Source organism: Micromonospora sp. A3M-1-15 (assembly GCF_024213425.1).
In the GTDB taxonomy this organism is placed as follows: domain Bacteria; phylum Actinomycetota; class Actinomycetes; order Mycobacteriales; family Micromonosporaceae; genus Micromonospora; species Micromonospora chersina.
On the sequence record NZ_JANAVK010000003.1, the window covers coordinates 636,885 to 660,553 of the forward strand.

The window sequence follows — 23,669 nt, forward strand, 5'->3', positions numbered from 1 at the left end:
TCACCTTGCCGCGCAGATGTCCCCGGCTCCGATCCGCTCGACCGTGTCGGCGTCGGTCAGCCCTGTGGTGAAGCCCAACAGCACAGGAGCGCCATCAGGTTCGTTCGCAATGTAAAACTCCGGCCCGAGGCTGGTCTCTTCCAACTTGAACCGCGCCCCGTAGGCCTGACGTGCCTTCTCAACACTGTCACCCAACCGCAGGCCCTCGACGGTCGTCGCCCTCTGCACATCTTTCGCCACGGGAGTGATCGGGTCGGCCGGCCTCGGCCCAATCAAATAGCCGGTCAACCCGTCTGCGCTGAAGACCAGCATCACCCCGTCCCAGCGCAGAAACTTCGACACCGCTAGGCTGTCGCACCCTGCCTCTGTCGTCTCGGGCGGACCCCACCTGGCGCGAGCCTGGCCGGCGACCGACTCGATCGAGTCACCAAACGTCGCCAACCCGATGCCATCGTTACTCAACACCAGCGACGTTGTACCGGTCGCCTCCGTGTCACCCGCCGACGAGGACCTAGAACACGCCGCAGCCGCTAATACCGTGACCGCGAACATCGCGATGATCGTCCACCGGACGGACCCACGAACGCCAATGCACACCTGGTCTCCCGAACATGTCTGCTGTTGCCGGAGTTCTCCGCAGTACGTGGGCGCACCGTAGCCAGCCGACTTCAGGCCCCCAGGCCCGCAGGCAGTTGCCGAGACGCCGCATCTCTTCACCGTCATTCCGCCCCAGCAGACGAGTCAACGCAACTGCCAACCGAATCCGACCATGCTCGGTGCCGGCACGAGGGCCGACTGCCGCCTTGGACTTTGACTACCGCTGGCTGCCCTCCGCTTCTGGAGTGGCGATGTCCGCACCGCCCTGTTCAGGCAGAGGAATTGCTGCTAACGGGGCAGGTTGGCCAGGTGGGTACGGCGGACCGGATGCCTGAGCCCCAGATTGCTGGACTGGAACGCCAGGTCTCTCATGTCCTAGAGAAGGGCGCGATACGGGCATGGGTGGTGCCGCGAGAACGAGAGCAACCAGCAGTGCCGAGGCCACGACGAGCTCGATACCGATAGTCGGCACCACCGTCCATGGACCGGGGCGCCCCCACCAGTCATCCGAAGCGCTTGCAAGGAGCCCAGCAACAATTGGTGTTACAACCGCGTAGAGGAGCATCCCGTACACCGCGAAGCGCAGGGAACGCTGCCAGAAGCTCTTGCCCCTACCCTCCTGCCACTCAGCCGGTTGTCCCCGCCAGCGCCTAATGAGCCCAAGGACAATCATGGCCAGCAGGACCAGAGCCGGCACGGACCAGATCGCCAACAGCCACACGCTTTCGTCGTCACGCGTCACGATACGCAGGTAGTGGTCGGCCGTCATCGCCAGGAGAAGAACAATGGCAACCGTGACGCCATACATGATGATGGCCGCGAGCCACGGCAGGTGGATGCTGCCGCCTCCTGCTGCTGGAGATGCCTGGCTCGCCTTCCCGCTCAGTGACTGCTCGGGATTGTCCAAGTGCGCGGCGAGCAGCCAGCAGGCACCCGTCACCACGCCTGCGGCACCGACCCCGAGCATGCCGCTGGCGAACATCCCGTCTGTCCACACGCGTGCACAGAGGTCGTCGCCGGCACTGCCTGTGACATGGCTGAAGATATAGCTGTCGAAGCCCAGCATGATGAAGGTCGGTGCCAGCACTGCCAGTGTGTGGGTGTAGCGGGCCCCACGCATGGCGAACAGCACGACGATGCCGGTGAAGACGAAACCGGCAAGAGCTCCGGCGAACTGTGAGTTGGTGGAGGCCGACGTGACGATGCTCCAACCGTGGCTCGCGCATTCAACTGCGGGCTCCATGTGGTCAGCATCGGGAGCGGCGGGCTTTCTGAACTAGCGTTCTGACGCCTACCGGACAGCGAGCTGCCGAGGACCGGCACCCTCCTACGAGGGTGGCGGGTACAGGCGGCCGGGGTATGCACCTGCCACCGTCGATGGCTAGCGGCGGAATGCGCTAACGAGACAAAGCGGCAGACATTCGTATCAGTCCACTGAAGCATGGTGACCATGCTGCTGCCGCTTCGACTCGGCTGGCGGCTGTCGACATCGGGACGTAGTGGTAAACCGCGGCGAAACGGCCTCGTAGGGTGCGATTCTCAGGCTGGCAACATGCCTGGATTCAGGGGAGCAACGGTGGCCAACGACCTTATCGTCATAACCTGGAACGTGGAGAACTTGTTCCGGCCTGACGGTGCCGACACCTCAGCAGCGGAAACCTACGCCGCGAAGCTCACCTATCTTGCCGCGCTGATCTCCGGCACCGGCGCCGACGTCGTCGCGCTTCAGGAGATCGGTACTCCGCAAGCTGCGGATGACCTCCGGGCGGCCCTCGGCGAGCCCTGGCAAACCGTCGTGTCGTCCCACCCGGACGGCCGAGGCAGCCGCGTGGCTGTCCTCGCCCGCCACGCCCTCACCGACGAAGCGCAGATCGTCGCGCTGCCGCAGGCGGGGCTGCCGGCGGTCCCCGACGTTGACGGCGGGACCCTTACGCACCTGGGGCGCGGGGCGGTCCGGGTGGACATCGACTGCGGCGGCCCCGGGTTACGGCTGCTGACCGCCCACCTCAAGAGCAAGCTGCTCACCTACCCCGGCGGGCGGCGCTACCCCCGCACCGAAGACGAACGCGCCCGCGGTGCAGGCTACGCGCTGCTACGCCGCACCGCCGAGGCCGTCGCGCTGCGCGTGCACCTCAATGACGTCCTTGCCGCGGCCGCCGTCGATGGGCAGCCGGGCATGCCGACGATCCTGTGCGGCGACCTCAACGACGGACCGGACGCCGTTACTACTGTGCTGCTGGAGGGCCCCGCGGATGGGGACGTTCACCGCCCGGACAAGGGCGACGCGGTCCGGCTGTACAACCTCGGACGACGCCTGCCCCCAGCCCGCGCCTACTCCCGCATCTACCAAGGCCGCGGGGAGCTCATCGACCACATCCTGGCCACCCGCGACCTGCAACTGCGCCTGGGAAGTATCGACTCGCTCGTTGACGACATCACCTCCATCGGTACCTCCACCCGCAGCCGGGAGGCGGTCATCGTGCCCGATCACGCCCCGGTCGTCGCTCGCTTCACCGGCCTGTAGCGCGTTGCTGGGGCGATGCGCGCCTCCCAGGCGACGCAGATTCGACGTCCATAGCCACCTGCACGGCACTCGGTACTACCTCCGCCGGTTCGCGCCTGTCAGCCGGCCGGTATCCCAAACGGGTCATCGCCCCCACCGAGCAGTAGCGGCACGTCGTAGACCGACGTGTCCGGCCGGGCCCGCGCGTAGCGGACCCGGTGGCCACCGTTGGTGCTCGAACGCAACGTTGGCCTCGATCTCGGCCACCACGACTGGGTCGACCTGCACATACGGCAAAGGCTCAGGCCGGTCCAGCTGGCCGGACCAGGATGCGGGCAGCGGCTGCGGCCACGGGTGGGCGATCATGCCGGGCCGTGGCAGGCGCGGTGGTGTGAGCAGCGCCGCCAACTCCGCGGCCTGCCCCGTGGTGAGAGGGTGGGAGCGGCCGGTGTAGCGCAGTCGTCCCCTCCGGTCAAGCCGGCCGAGCAGCAAGGCTTCCGGGCTGCGGAGGTTGCCGGTGACGCCGCCGACGATGGCCTCCGTGACGATGCGGGTGCGGAACTTTGACCAGCCGCGGCGGCCGGGCTCGTACCGGCCGGCCAGCCGCTTGCTGACCACGCCTTCGATGCCCGCCGCGACGGTCCAGTGCAACAGCCAGTCCGACACCTGCCGCATGTCGGCCGTCTCGGGAGTCAGGGTGAGCTGCGCCGGCGCGCCGGCGAGCAGCCCCTCCAGCCGGGCCCGACGCTCCGACAGCGCCAGGTCCAGGATCACCCAGCCGTCGGCATCGGCGAGCAGGACGTAGTGGGCGGCGCACTCGCGTGCCAGGCGTCGGAGGGCTCGGCCGGCGGTGACGCGCCGCTGCAGCTGGGCGAAGTTGATCCGGCCGCGTTCCCAGACGATCAGTTCCCCGTCGAGCACGACGCCCGGTGGAATGGCCGCCCGAATCGCGCGGGTTCGGGAAGTAGGTGGTCAGGTTCCGGCCGGCCCGCGACTGCAGGTACACCCCATCCGCCTCGCGGAAGGCGACCGCCCGCCACCCGTCCCACTTCGGCGCGTGCACCAGGCCCGGTCCCTCAGGCACCACGTGCACCGGCGCCGCGAGCATCGGCGCGACGGGCCGACGCAGCACCGGCCCCTCCCCGGCACTCCCCCATGGGCGGGCTGGCGTCACCTCCAGTCCTCACCACGCCGGCCGTTAGTGCCACTCATCCTCCGCCCCCTTCACGTCATGCTCGAAGAGACGAGGGCCCGCAGGGGCGGAGATACGCGACAACGAGTGACCGACGCGTTGCACAGCCGGGTCGGGTGCTGGATCTCCAGCAAAGGAGGATCCCTCACGCCGTGACCGGGCACCTCGGCCAGACTGGTCGGCCCATTACGGGTAGCCGCCACGGCCGCCGGGCGCACCAGGATGTTGGAGCCAAGCGGCGCCAAGTCTGGAAGCCGCCGACACAAACCGCTGGTCGCGGGGGTGCTAGCACACCCGGCCATGATCAGGGCGTCTTCCACAGCCACCGAAGTCCTCCACAACGCCAAGCCGTCCACTGGCGAACCGTGGCGGCGCCGGCGAACCTCAACAGGTCGGCGAGGTCACCCCTGAGGCTGCTGGCCACGGCCACGCGCAGGTGAAGCAGCCCCGGCAGCAGGCCACCGACACCCAGTCCCCGCAGCGTGAACGTCACGCTGCGGGGACCCGCTCCTCCTCGACCCGTCCAAGGCGGCGAGGGTGATCGGTCGAGCTCGGGCCCGGCCCGCGGCCGATCACCTACGGTCGGAGAGGTGGAAGTGCTGCTGCGCGGCGGGCCGGGTGACGGCCAAGTGGTGTCCGGCGGCGGGGAGACCGTCGTGTGGCATGCCTGCTTGTACGAGATCACGCCGGAGTTCGCCCGACGGAGCAGGCGCGATCTTCGGGTGTATCGACACCGCCCGGACTGCTGCGAGCCCTACGGCCGGGGCGCGGAGGACCGCTGCGAGTAACCCTTCGCTACGGGCGCGCGAGACACACTCGCCATCCGAGCCGCCCATTAGATCGAACGTATGTACGATCACGGGGTGCAGGAAGTGGTACGGCTGGTGGAACGGCGTCTGGGGGCGCCTGACCCGGCGCGACGTGTGGCTCGTCCGCGAGACGCGCTGGACGGTGATGGCCCGGGCCGGGGACACGGAGACCGGAAAGGTACTGCGCTGGGAGTTCGACTCGGAGCCACATGCCCTGGAGATGGTTGATCGCCTGCTGCGCGCCGACACCGCCGGCCAGTGGCGAGAGCAGGACCGCGGCACTCCCCCGCCGGGCACCGGCGCCGGCAAGGCGCGGCGGGCCACATAGTGACGATTGTGGGACGGCTGCCACGGTTGCCTGGTGCTTTGCCGCTGTACTGCTGGCATCAGACAAGGCGCCGAATACGGACCTTCGGGCGATCGTTTCGAAGGTGCCCCTCCTTGTGCTGGCGGACCTGCTCGTCCCAGACCTCCTGGTCGTAGTCCGGGTCCGGTGCGATCCACCGGTGCGAGCCGTCACTGTAGTGAAACTTCTCGTCCCCGGGCCGCAGGATGCTCACCGCACCCAGCCGAGAAAGCGGCGATGCAGAAGGCCAGCCGGTACCCAGTGCAGGTCCTCCGCCGCCCGCGCCAGTTGCGCACCCATGTAGAGCGCGAGCGACACCCTGGCTCCGGCGAACTCCGCGCGCAACTCCTGCCGCCGGGTATCGCACGGCCAGGGCCCGCCGCAGCCACCGCAACTCCACAACGGCAGCACCGGGCCATGCGTGGTCACGCGCGGCCTCCGAACACCGCTGCTCTCAGAAACCGCGACTGCCGGCTGGCCGCCCATTCCACCCGCCAGTACGGGCACGGTTCAAACCGCGCCCGCCACGCCTGGCAGCCGGTGCACGAGCGGTGCAGGCCACGCAGATGCACGCCCAGGTTGCGCCGTTCCAGGCCCGTCACCGCTCCTCCACTGGCCAGTGCTCCCTACCGATCGGGATGCGGTGCCGCGCTCTGCACGGCAACTCGGCACCGCAGCGACAAACCCTTCGCCACCGTCGCCAGGACCACACCGGCCGATGCCTCCGCGCCAAGGTCATCGCGACTGCGACCAGGTACGCGGCGTAGGGCACCGGGCGCGCCGTCGCGGGCGGGTTCCGGCTCATCTAGTCGGCCTGCCCAGCGTCCGTCGATTCGGCTGGCCGGCTCGTTTTCCACATTTGAACGTCATGCCAGCACCGTCCCGCCCGGACAGGTCCGCCACCATGTCCGCAGGTCATGTCACGGTGACATGACGCTTCTCGACTGCCAGCCGGTCACCGCCTTAGGCTGCCGAGCAGACACCTTCGGTAGCGAACTGCTGAGAGGGGAGCCGGCCGTGCCGCTCGGTCCGCTTCGAATCCCCGAGACCGTCTGGTTCGACAAGGCCGTCTGGGAGTCGCTAAGCAGGCGAGACATCGGCGAGGTGTTCCGCAGGCTCAGTCGGCTGACTGGCGCGAGTCAGACTCGGATCGGTGCCGCCGTCGGCTTGGAGCAGGGTTACGTAAGTCGGGTCATGGCGGGCCGGAAGATCACTTCGATCGAGGTGCTGGAGCGCGTAGCAGACGGACTCGATATGCCTGCCGAGGCCCGGATGGCGCTGGGCCTGGCACCGGCTCGCCAGCCATGTCATCAAGGCATGGCGCACACAGCCGCGCCACGGCAAGGTGACACGCCGGTCGACCGATGTTGGCGCGACGACCTGCGCGCCGCAGTAGAGATCCGGGAAAGCGACGTGAATCGCAGAGACATAATCCGCCAGACGGCTTTCGCCTCGGCGGGTTACACCCTCCCCGCACTGCGCTGGTTTACCGCACCCTTACGGCCGCCGGTCAACACGTCCGGCCGTCGCGCCGTCGGTCAAGCCGATATCGACCCCATTCGTGAGATGTCGACGACCTACCGACGACTCGACAACCAGTTCGGCGGTGGCCATGCCCGCGACGCCGTGTCCCGCTATCTCCATCAGGAGGTGGTCCCGCTGCTGGCCGATGGCCGATACGACGCGGTCACGGGCCGCAGCCTGCTCAGCGCTACGGCCGAACTGGTGCAACTCGTGGGATGGCAGGCGTACGACCGGGCAGAGCACGGCATCGCTCAGCGTCAGCTGACCCTGGCACTGGACCTCGCCCGCGCCGCCGACGACGCCGGCCTGGGCGCCGAAATCCTGGCCGCGATGAGCCACCAGTCCACCTACCTCGGCCATTCCGCCGACGGCATCGACCTTGCCCGCGCCGCGCGACAGATTGCCCAACGCGCCGGGCTGGCCGTCCTGACCGCCGAGGCGTACGTGATGGAAGCGCACGCCCATGCCACCGCTGGCGAGGAGAAGGCCTGCGCTAGGCCGTGTCTTCAAAGGTTCACAACCATTGGAGTAGCGCGGCGATGGTGACGGTGGCCCGGTATGACGTTGCTGTCTTGTCGTATCGGGTCGCCAGGCTGCGGCACTGCTTGAGCCGGTTGAAGCACCGTTCGACGACGTTGCGCCGCTTGTAGAGCTGCTTGTCGAACGCTGGCGGCCGGCCGCCGCGGCTGCCTCGCCGGCGGCGGTTGGCCTGCTGATCAGCGCGTTCGGGGATCGTATGTGGGATGCCTCGTCGGCGTAGGTCGGTGCGGATGGCCTTGGAGCTGTAGCCCTTGTCGGCGATGACGTGGTTCGGGCGGACGCGAGGCCGGCCGGGACCTGAACGCTCGACACGGATGCCGGTGAGGACCTGGGTGAAGCGGGTGCAGTCGTTGACGTTGCCGCCGGAGAGCACGAAGGCCAGGGTCCGCCCAAAGCCGTCGCAGGCGAGGTGAATCTTGGTGGTCAGTCCACCTCGAGATCGACCGAGGGCGTGATCTTGTGGTTCGTCCGTTTCTCGGCGCCCCCTTTAGCGCCTGCAGCGTGCTGGTGGGCCCGCACGATGGTCGAGTCGACCGACACCAGCCAGTCGATGTCACCGGCGGCGTCCGCGTCGGCCTGCACCCCGGCGAGCATCCGCTCGAACGTGCCGTCCAGGGCCCACCTGCGGAAACGGGTGTAGATCGACTGCCAGGACCCGTAACGGGCGGGCACGTCGCGCCACGCCGCCCCGGCCCGGATCTTCCACACGATCCCGTTGAGCACCCGCCGGTCATCGACCCGCGGCCGACCACCCGTCACCGCCGACGGCAGATACCTGGACAGGGCTTCCCACTCGACGTCAGACAACTCGTAGCGACGACCCACGCGCTACATCATCCGACACCAAGCTCCTTTGAAGACACTGCCTAGGGCCTTGCACCAGGCCGAACAGGCCCTCGATAGGGCCGACCGCAGCAGCAACCCTCACTGGCTGGGTTATTTTGACGAGGCTTACCTGTCCGCGAAGTTCGCCCACTGCTTCCTCGCCCTGCGCAAAGCGTTGCCCGCTGAGCGCTTCGCCAGCCGGTCACTCAAGATGGACGAACGCTACGTCCGGGGCAAAGCCTTCAACCTGGCGCTACTCGCCTCCGTGCAGGTTCAACGCGGGGAGCTAGAGCGCGCCTGCACGATCGGAACGGAAGCCCTAATGGTCACCACGCAACTCCGCTCATCGCGAGCCGTCGGCTACGTGCGCGATCTGCAAGCTCAGCTCACGCCCCACCGGCAGGTGCCCGCGGTACGGCAGTTCGTGAGCCGTGTCGACGCCGCGCTCGGCGCCCAGCGGTGACCTCTACAGTTCGCCGCGCGCGTGGCGCGCCACCAGCTCCAGCACCGCGATGACCGTGCCCGCCCCAACGATCTCACCCCGGTTGACGAGCTCACGCGCTTCGCTGAGCGGAATCCACCTGATTTCCTCGGCCTCGTTGACGTCTGTCGGCGCGCCGATGTGCTCCGCGCTGCGGGACAGGAACAAGATGTTCTCCGCGTCCGCGGTACCCACCCAAGGCTGGAAGGTCAGCAACGGCTCCACGCCGCTCGGACGCCAGCCGGTTTCCTCCTCCACCTCCCGTACTGCGCACACCGCCGGTTCTTCCTGATCATCGATGTAGCCGCCGGGCAGCTCCCACACCCACCGGTCGAAGACGAAGCGGTGCCGCCGCATCAGTAGCAAGTGCTGTCGGTTGTCGAGGACGGCGACCATGGCTGAGCGGGGCGCGCGGATCACGTACTGCTCGAACCGGACGCCGTCGGGCAGTTCCACCGAGGCAATGCTTAGGCGTGCCCGCCGGGTGTCGTCCACAACCCGCTCACCGTGAATCGTCCATCGGGTCAACTCGGCCATCCGGCAAGTATCAAGGCTCACGGGTTACCGCACCAACCTGCCATCACGCGGGAGTTCCTGGACGGTTTCAGGCACTTCCGATGATCTGAGAGAGTGCGTCATCGCGTCCGGCATCGAAGGACCTCGCGGCGGTGGACGATCAGATCGCCGCGATGCTCGGCGAACTGCACGCGGCGGTCACGCGCCGAGACCGTCACACGCATGCAAGCCCTTCAGGCCGAACGGGCCACGCTTGCGAAGCGCTGGGAGACTCGCGTCGAGCGAGTGCCGACTGGCCAGTAGGCCCGTGGAGAGTGAGAGTCGCGAGAAGGGTCGACGGGAAATGCTGTCGGACGAGTTCGAACGGTTGGAGGCGGGGCCGGGCAAGCCGAACGACCGGCGAGGCTTCGATCCGCCGCGTGTCCGTCTCATCTTGTTGCCGTCGAGATTCTTGCGGTACAGGATGATCACCTGGGGTTGCCGCGGTAGCCGTCGTCGGCCATGACGGTTCATCCTGCCTGCATTTGATGGACGCCGGAGGTGCGATGGACGATGGTGTCGTTGCGGTTGCACGGCTGGGGTCGCCAACGGAGATGACCAGGTGAGGGCTGGCGTCGATGGCACCCTGCAGGTTCGTCAAGCACCGGTAGTTCTTGCTCGGCGCGGCGAGGCGGTGGTCCCGGGTCGGGATGAGGTTGCCGTCGAGGATCGCGATCTGCCGACCAGGCGCCGGCGCACCGGGGGGCGAGGGCAACGATCGGGCCGAGGGTGCGATGACCCGGTGGGCCGCGGAGGGCGCGACCCCTGACAGCGGCCCGATCTGTCGCATGGTCAGGTTCGTGCGCCAATAGGCCGCCACCACCAGCACCGGGCACGCAGGTCGAGAGCCGGCTGTCGGCCCGATGTCAACGGCGGTCCCTAGGTTGCGCGCCCATGACGACGATGAACGCCGCCACCCCAAACGCCCATGCAGCCGGACTAGATGGGCGGACCAACACCACCAATACGCCCACGAAGATCGCCACCGCCAGCCGGAGTATCGGGTTCACCTGGCACCCGCCGACGCTAGCCGTGCTACCTCGTGCCGTTCCTCCAGCCCTTCCTTCAGACCGTGAAAGTCACTGCGTCGAAGGGTTCCGTCCAGCGGAGGCGCCGCCGCCAACCGCAACACCGGCAGATACGTCAGGTCAACTGACCAGGCGATCACGCGGCCGAGCCTAGCGTCCTTCCGATCCGCCAGCAGAGGCTGTTTCTCACGACCGGTGCGGCCCGCTGATCCGAAGCCACGCTCGCCGGCGTTCGGTTTGCAAGAGCTTCGCCCCACAAACGCTGAGGAAGGGTTTAGCGCCTGCTGCAGCGATCCCCGTCCTACCAGGACCTAGGCCCGACGGCTGCTCGACGATACGCTTGATCGTTCCGCAAATGTTCCGGATCCTGGCCGGGCCCTGAGTCGAGCCCCGAACGTGTTCATGGTGCTCGTGCTCAACGTCCGAACAGCATCAGTGCTCGGCCACCACCTGCTCGACCTCAACGAGTTCTGTGGGCCGGTTGGAGCTGCCCCTGCAACGCGGCGATCTCCGTCTCCAGGAGCTCGGTCAACGTGCCGGGCTTGAACTCGTTCGCCACGTTCCGCGCCCCTTGGAGCAGTTGGAGGTTGAGGCCGGGCAACTGGGTCTCACCCTCCTCGTCCGTGGTCTCGGGCCGGTCCGGCCACCGCAGCTGAACCAGGGGGAGTTGGATCGGCCCCCGTACGCCCTGGCGGCCGCGGGTCTCGAGGATGTCGGCGCAGGCCGCCTCGACGGTCTCCCGTGCTGTGCTCTCCGCGGCGCTGATCGTCGACTGCAACTGCTGCCAGGACTGGGCGTGCTCGGCCACCTGTCGCCGTGCTTCGCCGATCACCTTCTCCGTGCCGCGCTCCGCCTTGCCGCGCTCGCGCTTCACCCGCTTGGCGTGGTCGGCGTACGGGTTGTGCGCCTGCACCTTCACCGCGATCGCCGCGATGCTCAGCAGCAGCAGTAGCGCCACGAACACCACCTGGAAGCCGGCGAGCGTGGCGAACCCCTTGCCGGAGTACGCGCGAACGTACGCGAGTGCGGCGAGCATGCCGAGCGTCAGCACTACGAACAGGACCGGGACGAACAGCCGCGACCAGGGCAGGTCGCTCTCCTCGCGGGTGACCTCGGCCGGCCGCCAATGCCAGAAGACGCGCTTGAGAGCCACCGCCGGGTTGAGCGGTCCTAGGGTGCGGCGGCGGCTGAGGCGGTCGCGCCGGCGGAAGAGGTGCACCGCCAGCAGGTTTCCGGACGCCAGCAGGCAGAGCGCGATGCCGAGCCCGGGCAGGTAGGCGAACTGGTACTGCCACGAATCCGGGCCCACGCCCATGACGCGCTGCATGACGTTGCCTATGAAGGAGGCGTCGAAGAGGGCGGCCACGGCCAGGGTGATCCAGACCATGTACTTCCACATGGTTCGGTCGGTGCGCTCCTCCGGTCCGTCCTCGGCATGTCGATGCGCCACCCGGGCGTGGGCGGCGACGGCTTCCGCCACGCTGCCGGCGAGCCGACGGCGGGTGACGGCGTCGATCGCGGTCCGCGCCACGCGCCACTTGTCAATCATGTCGTCTCGGGCGGCGTCCACTGTCGGCTGCGACTCGCTCAGTACGGCGTTACCCGCGCCGAATGCTCGCAGCAGCGCGGCGGCCTCCAGGTCCTCGACGCTCTCCTGCACCTTTCCCGGTGCGGAGAGGCCGATCAGCTCCGGCGCACCGCGTTGACAGGGAACGGGGCCGGCCCACCTACGTCCGTTAGTCGCACCGTTGACGGTGGCATTGACCTCGGTCATCAGGGATTCCTCTGCTCGGTGTTCAGGAGGCGACGATGTCCACGCGACGGAAGCACTGCAGCCTTTCCTCCTCGGTGGCGTTCGCCGACGCGGGTGACTGGTACGGGCAGGTCGTCGTCTCCCCGAGCCCGTGCGGCGTCACCCGGGTCACCCCGTTGCGCGACAGGAACTCGGCGACGGCGTCCGCCCGCTGGCCCGACAGGGCCTTGTTCTCGTCGGCGTTCCCACGCGGGTCGGCGTACCCCCTGACGTCGACGCGGTGGTAGGTGCCGGTGCGGATGGAGACCGCGATCCCCAGCAGTAGTCGCTCACCCTCCGCCCGCAGCTCGGCCCGGCCGGTGTCGAAAAGCGCGGCCGCAGAGAGGCTGAAGACCGTTTCCTTCACCCCGAACCGCACCGGCGGATCGGTCACCGACGCATCCGGTCTGGCCGCGGCGTCCCCGTCGGACTTGGCTCCGATGGCGGAGGACGTGCTCACGGTGCAGCTGCCGCCGGCGGTCTGGCAGAGCTTGCGCCACAGATCGGCCAGCCACTGGACCCCAGCGGTGGTGGGGACTGGTTGCTCGGCGGCGGGATGGCCGACGCCGACCAGATGCACGTCGATGTCCCGGAGCTCGTCCGCTCGGAGCTCGCCCTTGCCGCACTCGCCAGCGATCGCGTCGATCTCCCGTTGCGAGCCGAAACTCGACTGGACGAGGCTCGCGCAGCCGATGGTGATCAGGCCGTCGGTGGCAATGACCAGGTGCTTCGGTCCGCCGGACTCCTTCAACCACTGGGCGGCATGGTCGATCGCCCGCAGGATGTCGGTCCCGGGGGCCTGCGGCGCCTCCACCTGCGCCTTGCGGACCTGCTCGGCGAGACACCCCTCAGCGTCCCGCCGTCGGTCATGCTGGTTGTCGGGGTTGTCGTCGTCCTTGCGCCAGTCGGTCGACAGGTTCCGCACCGTCCAAGTCAGGTCACCGGTGGTACCGCTGAACGCGGCGACGGAGACGGAGTCCCGCCGCTGCACGGCGTCGCGCACGGGACGCTCCGTGGCCGTGCGGTAGTCCGGCCGCCTGCTCGGCGAGCCGGCGGTGCGTACCGAGTTCGAGCCGTCCACGAGCAGCACGGTGCGGCCATTGACATCGGAGGGTTCCTTCATCCAGCCACAGGCACCGGGCTCCCTGGGGAGCATCCGGCAGGACGAGACCGTCACCAGCGACGCGCCGACCAGGGTGGCCACCGCCCCGAGCCGAGCCAGCCGGCGCGCCGCGGACATCAGCCGCGCGGTCACTGGGACGCTCCCGTGGACGGGGAGTCGACCGCCTCGGGCTCCCCGAAATCGGCCAGCATCCACTGGCTCGCGCCGACCCCCATCTGCCGACAGAACGTCTGCAGCGCCTTGTCGTACGCGTTGGCGAACTCGAAGAGACCGAGTCGCTCGTGGTCGTTGCTGGCCACCTTGAGCAGCCCGACGAGGTCGGTGTACCGCTGGTGCCGGTCCCGGGCGAGCACGGTGGTGACCTTTGCCAGCCGCTCGTCGGAGAGGCTCGCCGCGTAGGGGAGCAGGAACTGTCGCTCGTCCTTGCCCAGATCGGCGAACGTCTCCAGCTCCTGGAATCCCCGCAGCCAGCTCTCGGTGCGGGTCCGGACCAGCTCGTCCCGGGCCATGCCGAGGTTGTGCTCCTCCTCGATGCTCAGCCGCTGGATCTCGAAGGGGTTCTTGTGCTCCCGCAGTTTCGGATCGAGAAAGACCCGCACCGTCGGAACGCACTGCACCGTGCCGTTCTCGTCGCCGAAGCACCAGCCCCGGCGAAGCTGCGGATCGTTGTTCATCTCCGTCTCGGCCTGCGCGGGATAGAGCGGATCGAGACTGCGGGCAAGCTGCCAGACCCGCTTGAGCACGGAGTTCATCGCAGTGTCGTGGTAGACCCGGGACAACTCCTCGGCCCGCTCGTAGCTCAACCGCTTGTCGGGCGGGCTCTGCCAGCGCAGGTGGACGATGACGTGCAGGTCGAACACGTCTCCCGCCCCCGGTACGACCAGCGGCACCGGCTCCGGCGGCGGCTCGTACGGCCCGGTTGGCTGGACGGGGGCGTCGGGTACGGCCGGCGCCGCAAGCCTCGGACGGTTGCGAATGGCGTCCCACACCCGGCGGAACAGCCCCTTGGATTCAGACATCGGCTCTCTCGTCTCTCAGCTCGGGATCGGCGTGGATCGGGCTCGGTCGAGGTGGCTGAGCAGCTTGGGGATGAGGTCGGCCCCCGGCTGACGCCGGCTCCAGATGGTCAGGTTGAACCGGGCGCGTTCGGCCAGCGTCCCGTCGAACACGCGTAGCGCCATGGACTCCACGAAGGCGCTCAGGTCCGGATCGGAATCGGCGGCGGTGAGCCACCGTCGCATCGACTCCCACGCCCGCCGCGAGGTCATCGAACCGGTCAACGCGCGGCGCCACAGGTTCACCAGGGCGTCCTGGCGCGCGGCGCTCTCCGCCGCGAGTTTCGGCAGCGCAGGCCATCCCTCCGGGCCGCCGCTGCCGTACAGCCGCGCCAGCTCGACCAGGAGGCGTACGGCGTGATGGGCGAGGTGCGGGCTCTCCGCGGTGATCCAAGCGCCGAGGGCGTCCATCACCTCCTCGGCCGCGCCGCTGAGGAAGAGCGTCCCCATGGCGACGGTGACGGACTTGCTCGCCGCCAGCTCCGGTCGGCGGCCGAGACGGGCGAGCTCCTGGATCGCCCGGGGCACGTCGTCCTCGCCAATGCCCATGCCGTACGCCCGGGCGGCGCTGTCCTGCAGCAGCGGATCGGGGCTGTTCGACCAGTCACGGATCCGGTTCAACACCCGCTTCTCCAGGCCCTTGTCGCTGTAGGCCATGTCCATCGCTATCGCCGCCGAGTTGCGGTACGTCGCCTGCCACCGGGCCCAGACGCCGATGAGGTTCCGGTACACCTCGTTGAAGTCGAACGACGCCAGCACCCCGGTGATCTGCGCGGCGCGGACCTGCACCTCGACCAACGGGCTGCCGGCAAGCACGGTGAGCCAGGCCTGCAACGGGCCGCGGAGGGTGTCGTAGTCGTGCCAGGCGACCTCGAGGAGGGTGTGGATCAGCCCCACGTCGGCGAGGCGGGCGCGGCGGGGATTCATGCGGCCCGCGGCGGGGGGTTGTTGGCCGACCATCGTCGGGTGGATCAGCTTCTCGATGTTGCCGTCGATGATCAGTCTGGCCGGCTTCGAGTCTCGCACCTCGAACAGTGGCATGATCTTCTGACTGAGCAGTTCCCCGGCCTGGAAGACCGCCGACAGCGGGTGACCGTGGAATACCGCGTAGGCGATGCGGAACGCCTGCTGGTGCGGCACCAGCTGCGGGTTCTCGGACCGCTCCACCCCGATCTCGAGGATCTCCTTCGCTAGCTTGCGGGGGTGGTCGTCCCACTCGGAGATCAGCTGATCGAGCGGCTCCTTCCGGTGGATGTGCTGCACGAGGTGCTGCGCCAGTTGGGCGATGTAGAGGACGGAGGGGGCGATGTTGAGCCGTCGCCGCACCGCCCAGTGCTCCTCGACCCGGTTCCGATACCGCTCGGCGTCGGCGAGGGTGCAGGGGTCCTCCCTGATCGCGCGATGCTCGTCGAGCCGCCACCGGAGATGCCGGTCGAGCACCATCGCGGAGTCGGGTCGCCTGTTCTCGTAGACGGCCTCGCCGGAGGCGGCTCCGGGGCCGTCGATGACGACGAGATACGCGCCCCGCTTCTCAGCGCGGTCGCGGAGCGCCTCGAGGGTGTTCGCCAGCAGCGGCCGGCTCCCGCGCTCGACGATGAACCCCTGGCCACGCTCGAACGAGACGGTGTCGTAGATGACGGCGAAGATGCTGTCGTCGTCGACTTCGAGGGTGCCGATGCTCCTCGGGTCGCAGAACACCCGGGTCAACAGCGTGAGCGCGGTACCGCGCCGTCCACTGCCAGGCTCCCCGGAGAGCACCAGCAGGTGCCGTTCGAGCAGCGTCGCCCGCATGTCGACGAACCGGTCGACCTCGAGATAGACGCCGGACTCCCGTTCCACGTACTCCGCCCCGAAGTACGACACCTGGACGGTCACCTGACGACCGGCGTAGCTGACGTTGTGGGTCTCGTAGTAGACGCTCGACGAGTGGTCGCCTGTGGAGACGATGCCCCGCTTCACCGAGGCGCTGGCCAGCGTCTCCCGGCCGGCGGTCCGGGACTGCTGCTGCTCGGGTACCCGGTCGGCCCGGTCGTCGTCGTCCACCGCGCCGACGGCGCTCGGCGCCGTCCCGCCCTTCCCGTTCGTGAAGGGCTGGCTCTTGACCTTGCCGACCGCCTGGTCGGCGGGGGATGGCGAAGGCTCGTCCGGCGTCGCCGGGTCGGCGGCGGGTGGCACCCGGGGTGGAACCTGGTCGGCACGGTCGGCCAGCGCCGGCGTCCCGGGCTCGTCGTCCTCGACGGTGCCCGCAGGCTCCGCGTCACCCGGCTCGACGGTCTCCGGGACCTCGTCATCCGTCATGGCTCGCGACCTTCGTTGTACGTCGCGGACGAGTGGTCCCCCTGCACGATCCCGCGACCCACCTTGATCTTCGTGGCGACCGGGTCCTTCCGTCGCGGCGGCTCCGGCCGGGCAGCGTCTGCACCCGACGCCCCGGGCACGTGCCCGCTCAGGATCCGGACCAGTTCCGCCAGGTCCCGGTCCAGGTGGCGGGAACGGAGGTTGCATTCCTGATGGGAAACCAGCACCGCGATGTCGGACGGCAGCTGCCTGGCGTCGGGTCGTGGAGTGTCGTCGAGCAGGACCGGCAGCACCAGGATCTGCCGCTCCAGCGAGCGCCGGATTTCGTACGCCACGTAGTCCGTCGGTTCGTCGATGCGGCGCTCGCCCGCCTCGTTCCGGACCGTCAACCAGTTCGGGCCTATTAGCACCAGCAGGACGTTGCTCTCGATCAGTCGCCGTTCGAGTTCCGGGGGGAAAGGACGACCTGGAGGAAGTGACGTCGAGTCGAGGAAGACCCGGTCATCCCCGAATTTTCTACGCAGTTCGCGATTGAGTGCCGCGGCCAACTGGTGGCCGTCTCCGGTGCGGTAGTTGATGAATACCCCAGCCATCTGAATCGCCCTTTCGAAGGCGCGAGGGGACGCACGGGCAAAGCGATGAAGCGGCCCGACGAAGCGACTTTCGTCCGCCGAAAGGCCGTCTACAGCGTTGCAGTCCCGTTCACGGGCCTGCAATGGTTGCCCTTGGCCTCTTCGGCTGGACAACGGGACACGAGGAGTCCACTGAGAACACCCATGGACCGGCCTCACCGGCCGTACAGCAATGGTGACCGTACCGGTCGGTCACCAGGCGAAACCGAAAGACGGCGGTCAGCTGGTATGGAGAGCCGACGCCAGTTCGGGCATCATGCGCCGCACCATGGGCTCCTGATGCCAGCGACGCAGCGTACGGGCGAGCCTGCGGAGGTCCACCCGTACCGTGGCCGAGTCGACCAAACGGGCGGCGGCGATGGTGGGCTCGGCGACCTCGCAGGCGTGGTCCAGCGCCTTTTGGCTGGCCAGCGCCAACGCGAGGCGCGCCCCATACCGCGCGCGTACCCGGTGCGCGTGGTCGGGGACGGTGGCAAACTCCGCACCCAGCACCTCGACGGACTGCTTGAGCCGGCCCAGGTCGAACAGGCACCAGCCCGTGGTGAAGGCGAGCGGATCGCGCATCGTGGCGCTGCCCAGGGCGGCGCCCCGGGGGCTCTGTCCGTCGCGGTCCCGCAGGTCCGCGGCCTCCTGCAGCGCGCGCATGCAGGCTGGCTCGTCGCCCAGCAACGCGTGCGCCTGAGCGATCCGCTGCATCGCGAAAGCTCGGGTTCGCGGGCTCCCGCCCTTCTCCAGCGCGGTACACGCCGCCGTCAGGACACCGAGCGGGTCGTCCCGGTAGAGCGAGATCTCGGCGGCCCGTACGGACGCGTAGCTGCTCATCTCGATGTCGCCTGCGGCCTCCGCAAGCGCGACGGCGTACCTCGTCCACCAACCGCACGCGTCGTCGTTGCCGAGGTCCTGCGCCATCCAGCCGGTGTACTCGGCGAAGCGGGCCGCGAGCAGGAGCAGGCGCGACCGATCCGCCGGGGAGGCCGCGTCCGTCTGGGTGCGCAGGGCACTGGTCACCGTCGCGGCGATGGGCAGCACCGCGGAGGGGCGGCTCGCCTGACCGAGGTGCCGCAACTCGACCAACAGACGTTCGTAGGTGGCGCCACCCTCCGGGCAGACCGGAACGGGTGACCCGGCCAGCTGTCCGGAGGGAGGCCAGGAGAGCATGTTGGCCCCGCCGAAGAGGGCGGATGCGTTTTCACCGAGGGCGTGAAAACCGCCCGAGCCATCAGTGCGCAGGTGCATCGTCCAGACCTCACCCTCGTGATCGGCGTCGGGACGAGGCTCGGGTGACTCGCGGGCCGGGGCCAGCTTCGCGAGTGCGCCGTCAGCGTTCAACTGCCGGTCGCACTGTCGGGCAAGCTCGACGCTCGGGAGCTTTCTGCCGCATTCCACCTTCGACAGGTGGCTCTTGCTGTAGTTGACCAGCGTGGCCAGCTTCGTCAGTGAGATTCCCTGCTCTTCCCGGCGGCGCCGTAGTTCGACACCAAAGGCTCGCATCGGAGGGGTTTTGTGCGCCACAGTCGTCACCGCGTTTCCGTGGGTTCAACGGAACCAGGGGTGGGAAACCCTGGCCACCGTTTGCTTGTTGTGCCGCCGTTTCAGTGTCTGGTCAGCAGATATCCGCCGGCGCCGAGCACGACGACCAGGTTCGAGCCGTAGAGCAGGGACACGGCCGGGCTGCGCAGTGCGGCCAGGACCTCACGTGGCCTGGGCGAACCGGTGGTCAGGGACCACGTGTCGACGTCCTCGTCGACCGCGTGCTGATACAGGCGACGATACGCCCGTTCCAGACTCAGGTAGTACGCGTCGAGCACCGCGAAGGCGATGACCACGTAGACGGCGATCAGCGCCAGGCCCGGCGTCGTGGCGGTGGCGGCGAAGCTCAGCAGCGCGGCGGTGACCGTCACGCACCATGCCTTAACCGCGGTCGACTGGGACGACAGGCGGGCGATCACCGTCTGGATCAGCTGAAGGTGTGCGTCCTCGGGCATGAGGCCATGGTGTCAGCCCGGGTAAAGAAACGCCGATGACGTGGACGTCGGGGTCGGCGAGCCGCTGGCAGCGGCCCGGCGACCCCGGTCGGCGCCCACCAGGGCGTGATCAGCCGGCCCCGCCGGTGCGGAACGTCAGCCAGGCGTCGCTTATCCGGTCCCCCTGTCCGGCGGGACCATGTTCATGCGGGAGTCCTGCGTATATAGCCGCGTACCCAATACCTCGGCCGGAGGGGCCATGGGGAGGTCGGACGCCAGGGACTGGCCGCCGTGCTCCCAATCTGCTCCCAATTTAAGGGGCGATAGCGCGAAAGCTGGTTACCCATGGCTCCGGTAACGAACTCCCAACCTAGGCATATTCACGGCCAACGATGTTCAAAGGATCTGCAATCTCGTGCGCGCCGTCCAAGCGGAGGATCAGGAGTCGGGCTACGACGAGCGGTTCGAGTTCGAGCTGCGGTGAGCGCTTCGGTGTGAACGCGGGCAGGAAGCATCGCTGGATCTCATCCGGTGACGTCTTGCGTCGCAGAGCGGGGCCTCCGTGCCAGCCGCTACGGTCTTTTGACGGTTGGTACTGGCCTTCTTGCTGCCTCTTGGCTGCCTCTCCAGGGTCTGCCAGCGGTCTGGGTCGCCGACGCCACCCGCATCCCCTGCGGCGAAGGCGTGTTCTGGCTCGCCGCGGTGCGGGATGTATTCTCTAACCGCATCGTGGGCTGGCGCTGCTCAGACCGCTGCGACACCAACCTGATCCTCGGCGCCCTCGAATACGGCATCTGGTCCCGCGATGTCCGCGACGGCCAACTGATCCACCACTCAGACCGCGGATCGAAGTACACGTCCTTCCGCTTCGCCCAACGCCTGGCCGACAACGGGATCCTGCCCTCGATGGGCTCCGTCGGCGACTCGTTCGACAACGGTCCTGGGAGAACTTCTGGTCCACGCTGAAGATCGAACTGGTCTACCGCAACTCGTGGCGCACTCGCGACGAGGCGGAGAACGCGATCTTCAGCTACGTCGACGGGTGGCACAACACCCGCCGCATCCAGAAAGACCTCGGCTGGCGATCTCCAGACGAGTACGAAATCGCCTTCCACACCCACCAGGCCCGACAGGACGAACGGCTACCGTTCAGCCTGAGCCCACCGGCGCCAGGTAGCCAACCCTCCGGCGAACCGGGGGAACCTCATGGCGTAGCGCGTCACAGCTCTTCGACGACCTGCCGCAGTTCCGGGTTGAGTGTCCAGCCGTGCGTGTCGAGCAGGCCGCGCAGCTCGGCCAGCGCGGCGCGCGCCGGTATGCCGGTGGTCAATGTCGTGTAGCGGGCGGCGACCGCCGGCGTGCGACTCTGACCGGCGGCGCAGTGCAGCAGCACGACATGGCCATCCTTGCGCAACTCGAGCAGCATGCGTGCGGCCTGATCGACCACGAAGTGCGGGTGTGCGTTGGCGCCGGGCTGGTCGACCAGCCACGCCCCGACCCTGTTGGCAACGGGCACGTCGTCGAAATCGTCGCAGCCAACGCGACACAGGGAGATCACCGCGGTGGCGCGCGCCGCGGCTGCGTCGGTGTGGAGGTTGCCGAGGATCACCCCGGGGTCGTGCGGGTGCGCCTGCATCAACGGTGCAACTGCTTGCCGTGGCGCGCGGGCGCAGCCCGGCCAACCGCCCTGGCCCGCCTGGCCGCGTTGGGCGGTCAGCACGCTCAGGCGGATCAGGTCCGCCGCACGCCGCCTCGGCCAGCCGTGAACGACGCGCTGCCAGGCCAGGGGCACCGCGGAGGAGCCCCATCGGGTGCCAAGCAGGGCGCCGGCTATCGCCGCGACGGTGTCGGTGTCGTCGCCGACACGGACCGCCGCGGTGAGGGCGTGTTCGAGATGCTGGCAGGGGAAACTGCCCTGACGTGGGTTGTGGTCCGGAACGTCGGTGTGTGTGATCGCCGACCAGGCGGCCTGCAACGCGGGGACTACGAACCCGTTGGGTCGGAACTGCTCCGGCGGCTTGGACTCCGCCTCGGCCAACCAGCCCGACCATCGGTCACGGCGTTGCGCGGGCAGCAGGTCCAGACCCTCGCGTACCCCGTCGAAGGTCCCGTCGAGCACCGCCCGGCGGATCCCGGCGCACCACAGCACACACGCGTCCGCAGCCAGGGGGTCGTAATGGGTCAGCTCACTGACTGCGCGGGCGGCTTCCGCGAGTGCCTGCGGATCGCCGAGATAGGCCAGCGCAACCGGCGCGGTGCGCATCAGCGACCCGTTACCGGCGCTGCGGCCAGTCCGCCGGTGCAGATCGGCGGCTGCGTCTCGCATCGCCGCGGCGATGCCCGGTCCGTTCACGTGCGAGACCGCGTCCAGGACCTTGCGGGTCTGGGCCCCGATGTCGCTGGCGCCCTCCCGTTTCCAGCGGAGAAAGCTGCCGGCGATGCGGTCGAGGGAGTCGCTGCGGCGCAGGTCCGCCCCGGTGGCGGACACCTCCGCGATGCACATCGCCATCTGGGTGTCATCGCTGTACTCACCCGGCGCGTACGGGCCGAGTCCCCCACCGCGCATCTCCGGCTGCTCGGTCGCCGGAAGCGGCGCTCCGAACTCGTACGGCACGCCCAGCGCGTCACCGCACGCCGCAGCGAGGAGAACACCGGCAGCCCGGTCGCTCTGGATCGCATCCAGCGGCACAGTCGCTGTCATCCACTCCCCCACCCCGCAACTCCCCCATTCTCGTAGCCGTCGCCGCCGTCACAAGGCCGCTGGTCACTATGTCAGCCGGGTACGACGTTCTGTACGCCGCTCGGGCCTACATCAACGCACTGAACCAGGAGACCTATGGGCACCAATCCGCCTTCGGATCGAACAGGGGAACGAACCGCGGCGCCTGCGGCAAGGTCAGCGGGAGCAGCAAATCGACGAGATGTCCCACCAGCCACGAGTCGTGCACGCCCGTGCCGCGCAGCCGGCCCACCGCTACCGGCGTACAGGTCCGGTATCCCTCTGCTCCCCGGCTATCGCCAGCTCGCAGCTTGCTTGGTAGACGAGGACGCCGGCCGCGGCTTGGTGGTCAAATCTCGTCGGAGCCCGGGCCTAACATGTACGGCGCAACCCAAAAGGTTGTAACGGGTGTTCCCCGGCTGAGCTGGGAGCCGGGCACGCCCCCCACCACTCGCATACCAGGCGTCCGCCTAACCCTTTGGAGGTGATCGACATGCCACCCAGGCGTTAAGTCCCGCGCACGGAGCGCGGGCGGCCGGAAGGCGGTCGTCACATGGCCCGTACCGACGTTCACCGACCCGAGCGAGTTCAGCAGCTGGATCCGCACTTGCGTTACTGGTTTACCGACATCCACCGACACGGCTCCGGCCCCTGCGACCTCGACAAGTTCCTCGCCTCGCCCGCCTGGAACCGCACTCGCTGCTACCGGCAGCCCTCGGCTCAGGCCCCGAACCTTTGCGGCTGTCAGCTCTGCACCTTCCAGTCGCACCGTAAACTCGCCCACCGGCAGGAGCGCGTCGCTTGGCGTTCGATCCGTCGGCAGCTCCTCGCCGAGCACCGCGGCGACGAGCGCGACCTCGACGTGCCCCCGATCCGCGGAAAGGCCTGGTAGCAGTCAGCCGCGGCAAGTACCTGGCCTTCAACAACCGGTCGCCACCTGACCTACATGGTCGACGAGTGGAGCCTCGTCGCCGACTCGACCGAGGCGGCGCCACGAAGGCCCTCAGTGTTTGAGGTTCCGGTGGTGGAGGTCGAGCTTCACTTCACCCTCGCCGATGGACCGCCACCGGAACCTCGCCAACGATCGCTCAAGCTGGCGCGGCTGAGCGCGCCGAACCTGAGGCAAGGCTCAGCAGTCGTCCTGCTTCCACTTGCCGCTTTCCCGCACCCACGGCTCCTTGTTCTGGTTCAGGGCAGGCACGTCATAGGTGTAGGTCACTCGAGCCAGATCACCTGAGATCTGCGCCTCGAAGCTCTTGATTGGCATCGCCTTGCCGTACATCTGCTTGGCGGCCGTCAGCATCCCGGTGAACTCGCTGAGGGTCACGCGTTCCTTGCACCTGGCCGAGAACAGGTCGTAGCCGGCCGTAGGCTTCGCGTCGAGGAAGGCATCCGAGTACGCCACCACCGCCTGGCGAAGTTCCGCCTCCTCGCTGGCGGCCTGAGCGGTCGGGCTGACCGCCGCCTCCGACGCCGTGGTGGCGGCAAGAGCTGGCGATGCCGAGGACGCAGCGGCTTCCGGCTTATCGGCGTTGCTGCTACAAGCAGTGAGGGAGAGCAGGCAAAGGGGCATTACGATCATGGCTTTCCGGATCATGGCGCGCACGGTACTGCCGCGATAGCCCTCGATACTCGACGGGAGCAGGACGGTCAGCTCGGCTAACAGCCCTGCAGGCGGTCGGCGCG

At 68.4% G+C, this 23,669-nt stretch carries 20 protein-coding genes and 5 pseudogenes; 8 read left to right on the forward strand and 17 right to left on the reverse strand.

Annotated elements, in window-relative coordinates; all coding sequences use genetic code 11:
• Together NLX85_RS18170 and NLX85_RS18175 are read right to left on the reverse strand one after the other, a co-directional pair.
• On the reverse strand, window positions 1-552 hold the full coding sequence (locus NLX85_RS18170) for a hypothetical protein (RefSeq protein WP_254336639.1): 552 nt from the start codon (window positions 550-552) through the stop codon (window positions 1-3).
• Window positions 553-814: 262 nt separating this feature from the next.
• Entirely contained in the window at window positions 815-1,840 is a 1,026-nt protein-coding gene (locus NLX85_RS18175; RefSeq protein ID WP_254336642.1) for a hypothetical protein, read from the reverse strand.
• A gap of 333 nt (window positions 1,841-2,173) precedes the next feature.
• On the opposite strand from NLX85_RS18175, the gene NLX85_RS18180 reads away from it, so the two are divergent.
• A complete protein-coding gene (locus NLX85_RS18180) occupies window positions 2,174-3,121 on the forward strand; it encodes an endonuclease/exonuclease/phosphatase family protein (protein ID WP_254336644.1) in 948 nt (315 codons plus the stop codon).
• 123 nt (window positions 3,122-3,244) lie between these two features.
• Here NLX85_RS18180 and NLX85_RS18185 read toward each other — a convergent pair whose 3' ends face one another.
• A complete protein-coding gene (locus NLX85_RS18185; protein ID WP_254336646.1) occupies window positions 3,245-4,021 on the reverse strand; it encodes an ATP-dependent DNA ligase in 777 nt (258 codons plus the stop codon).
• Window positions 4,022-4,882: 861 nt separating this feature from the next.
• Here NLX85_RS18185 and NLX85_RS18190 point away from each other — a divergent pair.
• Both NLX85_RS18190 and NLX85_RS18195 read left to right on the forward strand, forming a co-directional pair.
• A complete protein-coding gene (locus tag NLX85_RS18190) occupies window positions 4,883-5,080 on the forward strand; it encodes a hypothetical protein (protein ID WP_254336648.1) in 198 nt (65 codons plus the stop codon).
• Between the two features lie 133 nt (window positions 5,081-5,213).
• A complete protein-coding gene (locus NLX85_RS18195; RefSeq protein WP_374628105.1) occupies window positions 5,214-5,429 on the forward strand; it encodes a hypothetical protein in 216 nt (71 codons plus the stop codon).
• Window positions 5,430-5,487: 58 nt separating this feature from the next.
• On the opposite strand, the gene NLX85_RS18200 is transcribed toward NLX85_RS18195, so the two are convergent.
• On the reverse strand, window positions 5,488-5,661 hold the full coding sequence (locus tag NLX85_RS18200; protein WP_254336650.1) for a hypothetical protein: 174 nt from the start codon (window positions 5,659-5,661) through the stop codon (window positions 5,488-5,490).
• On the reverse strand, window positions 5,658-5,876 hold the full coding sequence (locus NLX85_RS18205; RefSeq protein WP_254336652.1) for a hypothetical protein: 219 nt from the start codon (window positions 5,874-5,876) through the stop codon (window positions 5,658-5,660). Before NLX85_RS18205 ends, NLX85_RS18200 begins: the two co-directional genes overlap by 4 nt.
• A 588-nt stretch (window positions 5,877-6,464) precedes the next feature.
• Here NLX85_RS18205 and NLX85_RS18210 point away from each other — a divergent pair.
• Window positions 6,465-7,466 (forward strand): annotated as a pseudogene (locus NLX85_RS18210) (helix-turn-helix domain-containing protein); the annotation flags it as partial.
• A 19-nt stretch (window positions 7,467-7,485) separates the two neighbouring features.
• On the opposite strand, the pseudogene NLX85_RS18215 reads toward NLX85_RS18210, so the two are convergent.
• Window positions 7,486-8,336: pseudogene (locus NLX85_RS18215) on the reverse strand (IS5 family transposase).
• A gap of 46 nt (window positions 8,337-8,382) precedes the next feature.
• On the opposite strand from NLX85_RS18215, the pseudogene NLX85_RS18220 reads away from it, so the two are divergent.
• Window positions 8,383-8,799, forward strand: a pseudogene (locus NLX85_RS18220) (XRE family transcriptional regulator); the annotation flags it as partial.
• A gap of 3 nt (window positions 8,800-8,802) precedes the next feature.
• Here NLX85_RS18220 and NLX85_RS18225 read toward each other — a convergent pair.
• The 9 genes and pseudogenes from NLX85_RS18225 to NLX85_RS18265 form a co-directional block, all read right to left on the reverse strand.
• Window positions 8,803-9,354, reverse strand: a complete 552-nt coding sequence (locus NLX85_RS18225; protein WP_254336654.1) for an NUDIX hydrolase — start codon at window positions 9,352-9,354, stop codon at window positions 8,803-8,805.
• Window positions 9,355-9,762: 408 nt separating this feature from the next.
• Window positions 9,763-10,201 (reverse strand): annotated as a pseudogene (locus tag NLX85_RS18230) (transposase family protein); the annotation flags it as partial.
• A 659-nt stretch (window positions 10,202-10,860) separates the two neighbouring features.
• Complete coding sequence (locus NLX85_RS18235; RefSeq protein ID WP_254336656.1) at window positions 10,861-12,174, reverse strand: hypothetical protein; 1,314 nt, start codon at window positions 12,172-12,174, stop codon at window positions 10,861-10,863.
• Between the two features lie 22 nt (window positions 12,175-12,196).
• Entirely contained in the window at window positions 12,197-13,447 is a 1,251-nt protein-coding gene (locus NLX85_RS18240; protein ID WP_254336659.1) for an OmpA family protein, read from the reverse strand.
• Window positions 13,444-14,334: a hypothetical protein gene (locus tag NLX85_RS18245; RefSeq protein WP_254336661.1), complete on the reverse strand. Its 891-nt coding sequence runs from the start codon at window positions 14,332-14,334 to the stop codon at window positions 13,444-13,446. Before NLX85_RS18245 ends, NLX85_RS18240 begins: the two co-directional genes overlap by 4 nt.
• 15 nt (window positions 14,335-14,349) lie before the next feature.
• On the reverse strand, window positions 14,350-16,668 hold the full coding sequence (locus NLX85_RS18250) for a hypothetical protein (RefSeq protein ID WP_254336663.1): 2,319 nt from the start codon (window positions 16,666-16,668) through the stop codon (window positions 14,350-14,352).
• Window positions 16,665-17,261, reverse strand: coding sequence for a toll/interleukin-1 receptor domain-containing protein (locus NLX85_RS18255; RefSeq protein WP_254336665.1), 597 nt, complete (start codon window positions 17,259-17,261; stop codon window positions 16,665-16,667). Before NLX85_RS18255 ends, NLX85_RS18250 begins: the two co-directional genes overlap by 4 nt.
• Before the next feature lie 258 nt (window positions 17,262-17,519).
• Complete coding sequence (locus tag NLX85_RS18260) at window positions 17,520-18,821, reverse strand: helix-turn-helix domain-containing protein (RefSeq protein WP_254336667.1); 1,302 nt, start codon at window positions 18,819-18,821, stop codon at window positions 17,520-17,522.
• A 71-nt stretch (window positions 18,822-18,892) separates the two neighbouring features.
• The gene (locus NLX85_RS18265; RefSeq protein WP_254336669.1) at window positions 18,893-19,285 is read right to left on the reverse strand and encodes a hypothetical protein; all 393 of its coding nucleotides are present in this window, start codon (window positions 19,283-19,285) and stop codon (window positions 18,893-18,895) included.
• A gap of 510 nt (window positions 19,286-19,795) precedes the next feature.
• Between NLX85_RS18265 and NLX85_RS18270 the strand changes: the two genes are divergently transcribed.
• Entirely contained in the window at window positions 19,796-20,230 is a 435-nt protein-coding gene (locus NLX85_RS18270; protein ID WP_308210758.1) for a DDE-type integrase/transposase/recombinase, read from the forward strand.
• Window positions 20,231-20,238: 8 nt separating this feature from the next.
• Window positions 20,239-20,307 (forward strand): annotated as a pseudogene (locus NLX85_RS33710) (hypothetical protein); the annotation flags it as partial.
• 176 nt (window positions 20,308-20,483) lie between these two features.
• Here NLX85_RS33710 and NLX85_RS18275 read toward each other — a convergent pair.
• Window positions 20,484-21,965, reverse strand: a complete 1,482-nt coding sequence (locus NLX85_RS18275; RefSeq protein ID WP_254336673.1) for an ADP-ribosylglycohydrolase family protein — start codon at window positions 21,963-21,965, stop codon at window positions 20,484-20,486.
• Window positions 21,966-22,536: 571 nt separating this feature from the next.
• Here NLX85_RS18275 and NLX85_RS18280 point away from each other — a divergent pair.
• The gene (locus tag NLX85_RS18280; protein ID WP_254336675.1) at window positions 22,537-22,875 is read left to right on the forward strand and encodes a hypothetical protein; all 339 of its coding nucleotides are present in this window, start codon (window positions 22,537-22,539) and stop codon (window positions 22,873-22,875) included.
• Window positions 22,876-23,112: 237 nt separating this feature from the next.
• Here NLX85_RS18280 and NLX85_RS18285 read toward each other — a convergent pair whose 3' ends face one another.
• On the reverse strand, window positions 23,113-23,580 hold the full coding sequence (locus NLX85_RS18285) for a hypothetical protein (protein WP_254336676.1): 468 nt from the start codon (window positions 23,578-23,580) through the stop codon (window positions 23,113-23,115).
• Window positions 23,581-23,669 lie beyond the last annotated feature (89 nt).

Coding starts and splice junctions, on each gene's coding strand:
- NLX85_RS18235 (WP_254336656.1), bottom strand. CDS start 12,174: ATGACCGAGGTCAATGCCACCGTCAACGGTGCGACTAACGGACGTAGG.
- NLX85_RS18255 (WP_254336665.1), bottom strand. CDS start 17,261: ATGGCTGGGGTATTCATCAACTACCGCACCGGAGACGGCCACCAGTTG.
- NLX85_RS18250 (WP_254336663.1), bottom strand. CDS start 16,668: ATGACGGATGACGAGGTCCCGGAGACCGTCGAGCCGGGTGACGCGGAG.
- NLX85_RS18170 (WP_254336639.1), bottom strand. CDS start 552: ATGTTCGCGGTCACGGTATTAGCGGCTGCGGCGTGTTCTAGGTCCTCG.
- NLX85_RS18175 (WP_254336642.1), bottom strand. CDS start 1,840: ATGGAGCCCGCAGTTGAATGCGCGAGCCACGGTTGGAGCATCGTCACG.
- NLX85_RS18225 (WP_254336654.1), bottom strand. CDS start 9,354: ATGGCCGAGTTGACCCGATGGACGATTCACGGTGAGCGGGTTGTGGAC.
- NLX85_RS18280 (WP_254336675.1), top strand. CDS start 22,537: ATGGCCCGTACCGACGTTCACCGACCCGAGCGAGTTCAGCAGCTGGAT.
- NLX85_RS18245 (WP_254336661.1), bottom strand. CDS start 14,334: ATGTCTGAATCCAAGGGGCTGTTCCGCCGGGTGTGGGACGCCATTCGC.
- NLX85_RS18275 (WP_254336673.1), bottom strand. CDS start 21,965: ATGACAGCGACTGTGCCGCTGGATGCGATCCAGAGCGACCGGGCTGCC.
- NLX85_RS18285 (WP_254336676.1), bottom strand. CDS start 23,580: ATGATCCGGAAAGCCATGATCGTAATGCCCCTTTGCCTGCTCTCCCTC.
- NLX85_RS18265 (WP_254336669.1), bottom strand. CDS start 19,285: ATGCCCGAGGACGCACACCTTCAGCTGATCCAGACGGTGATCGCCCGC.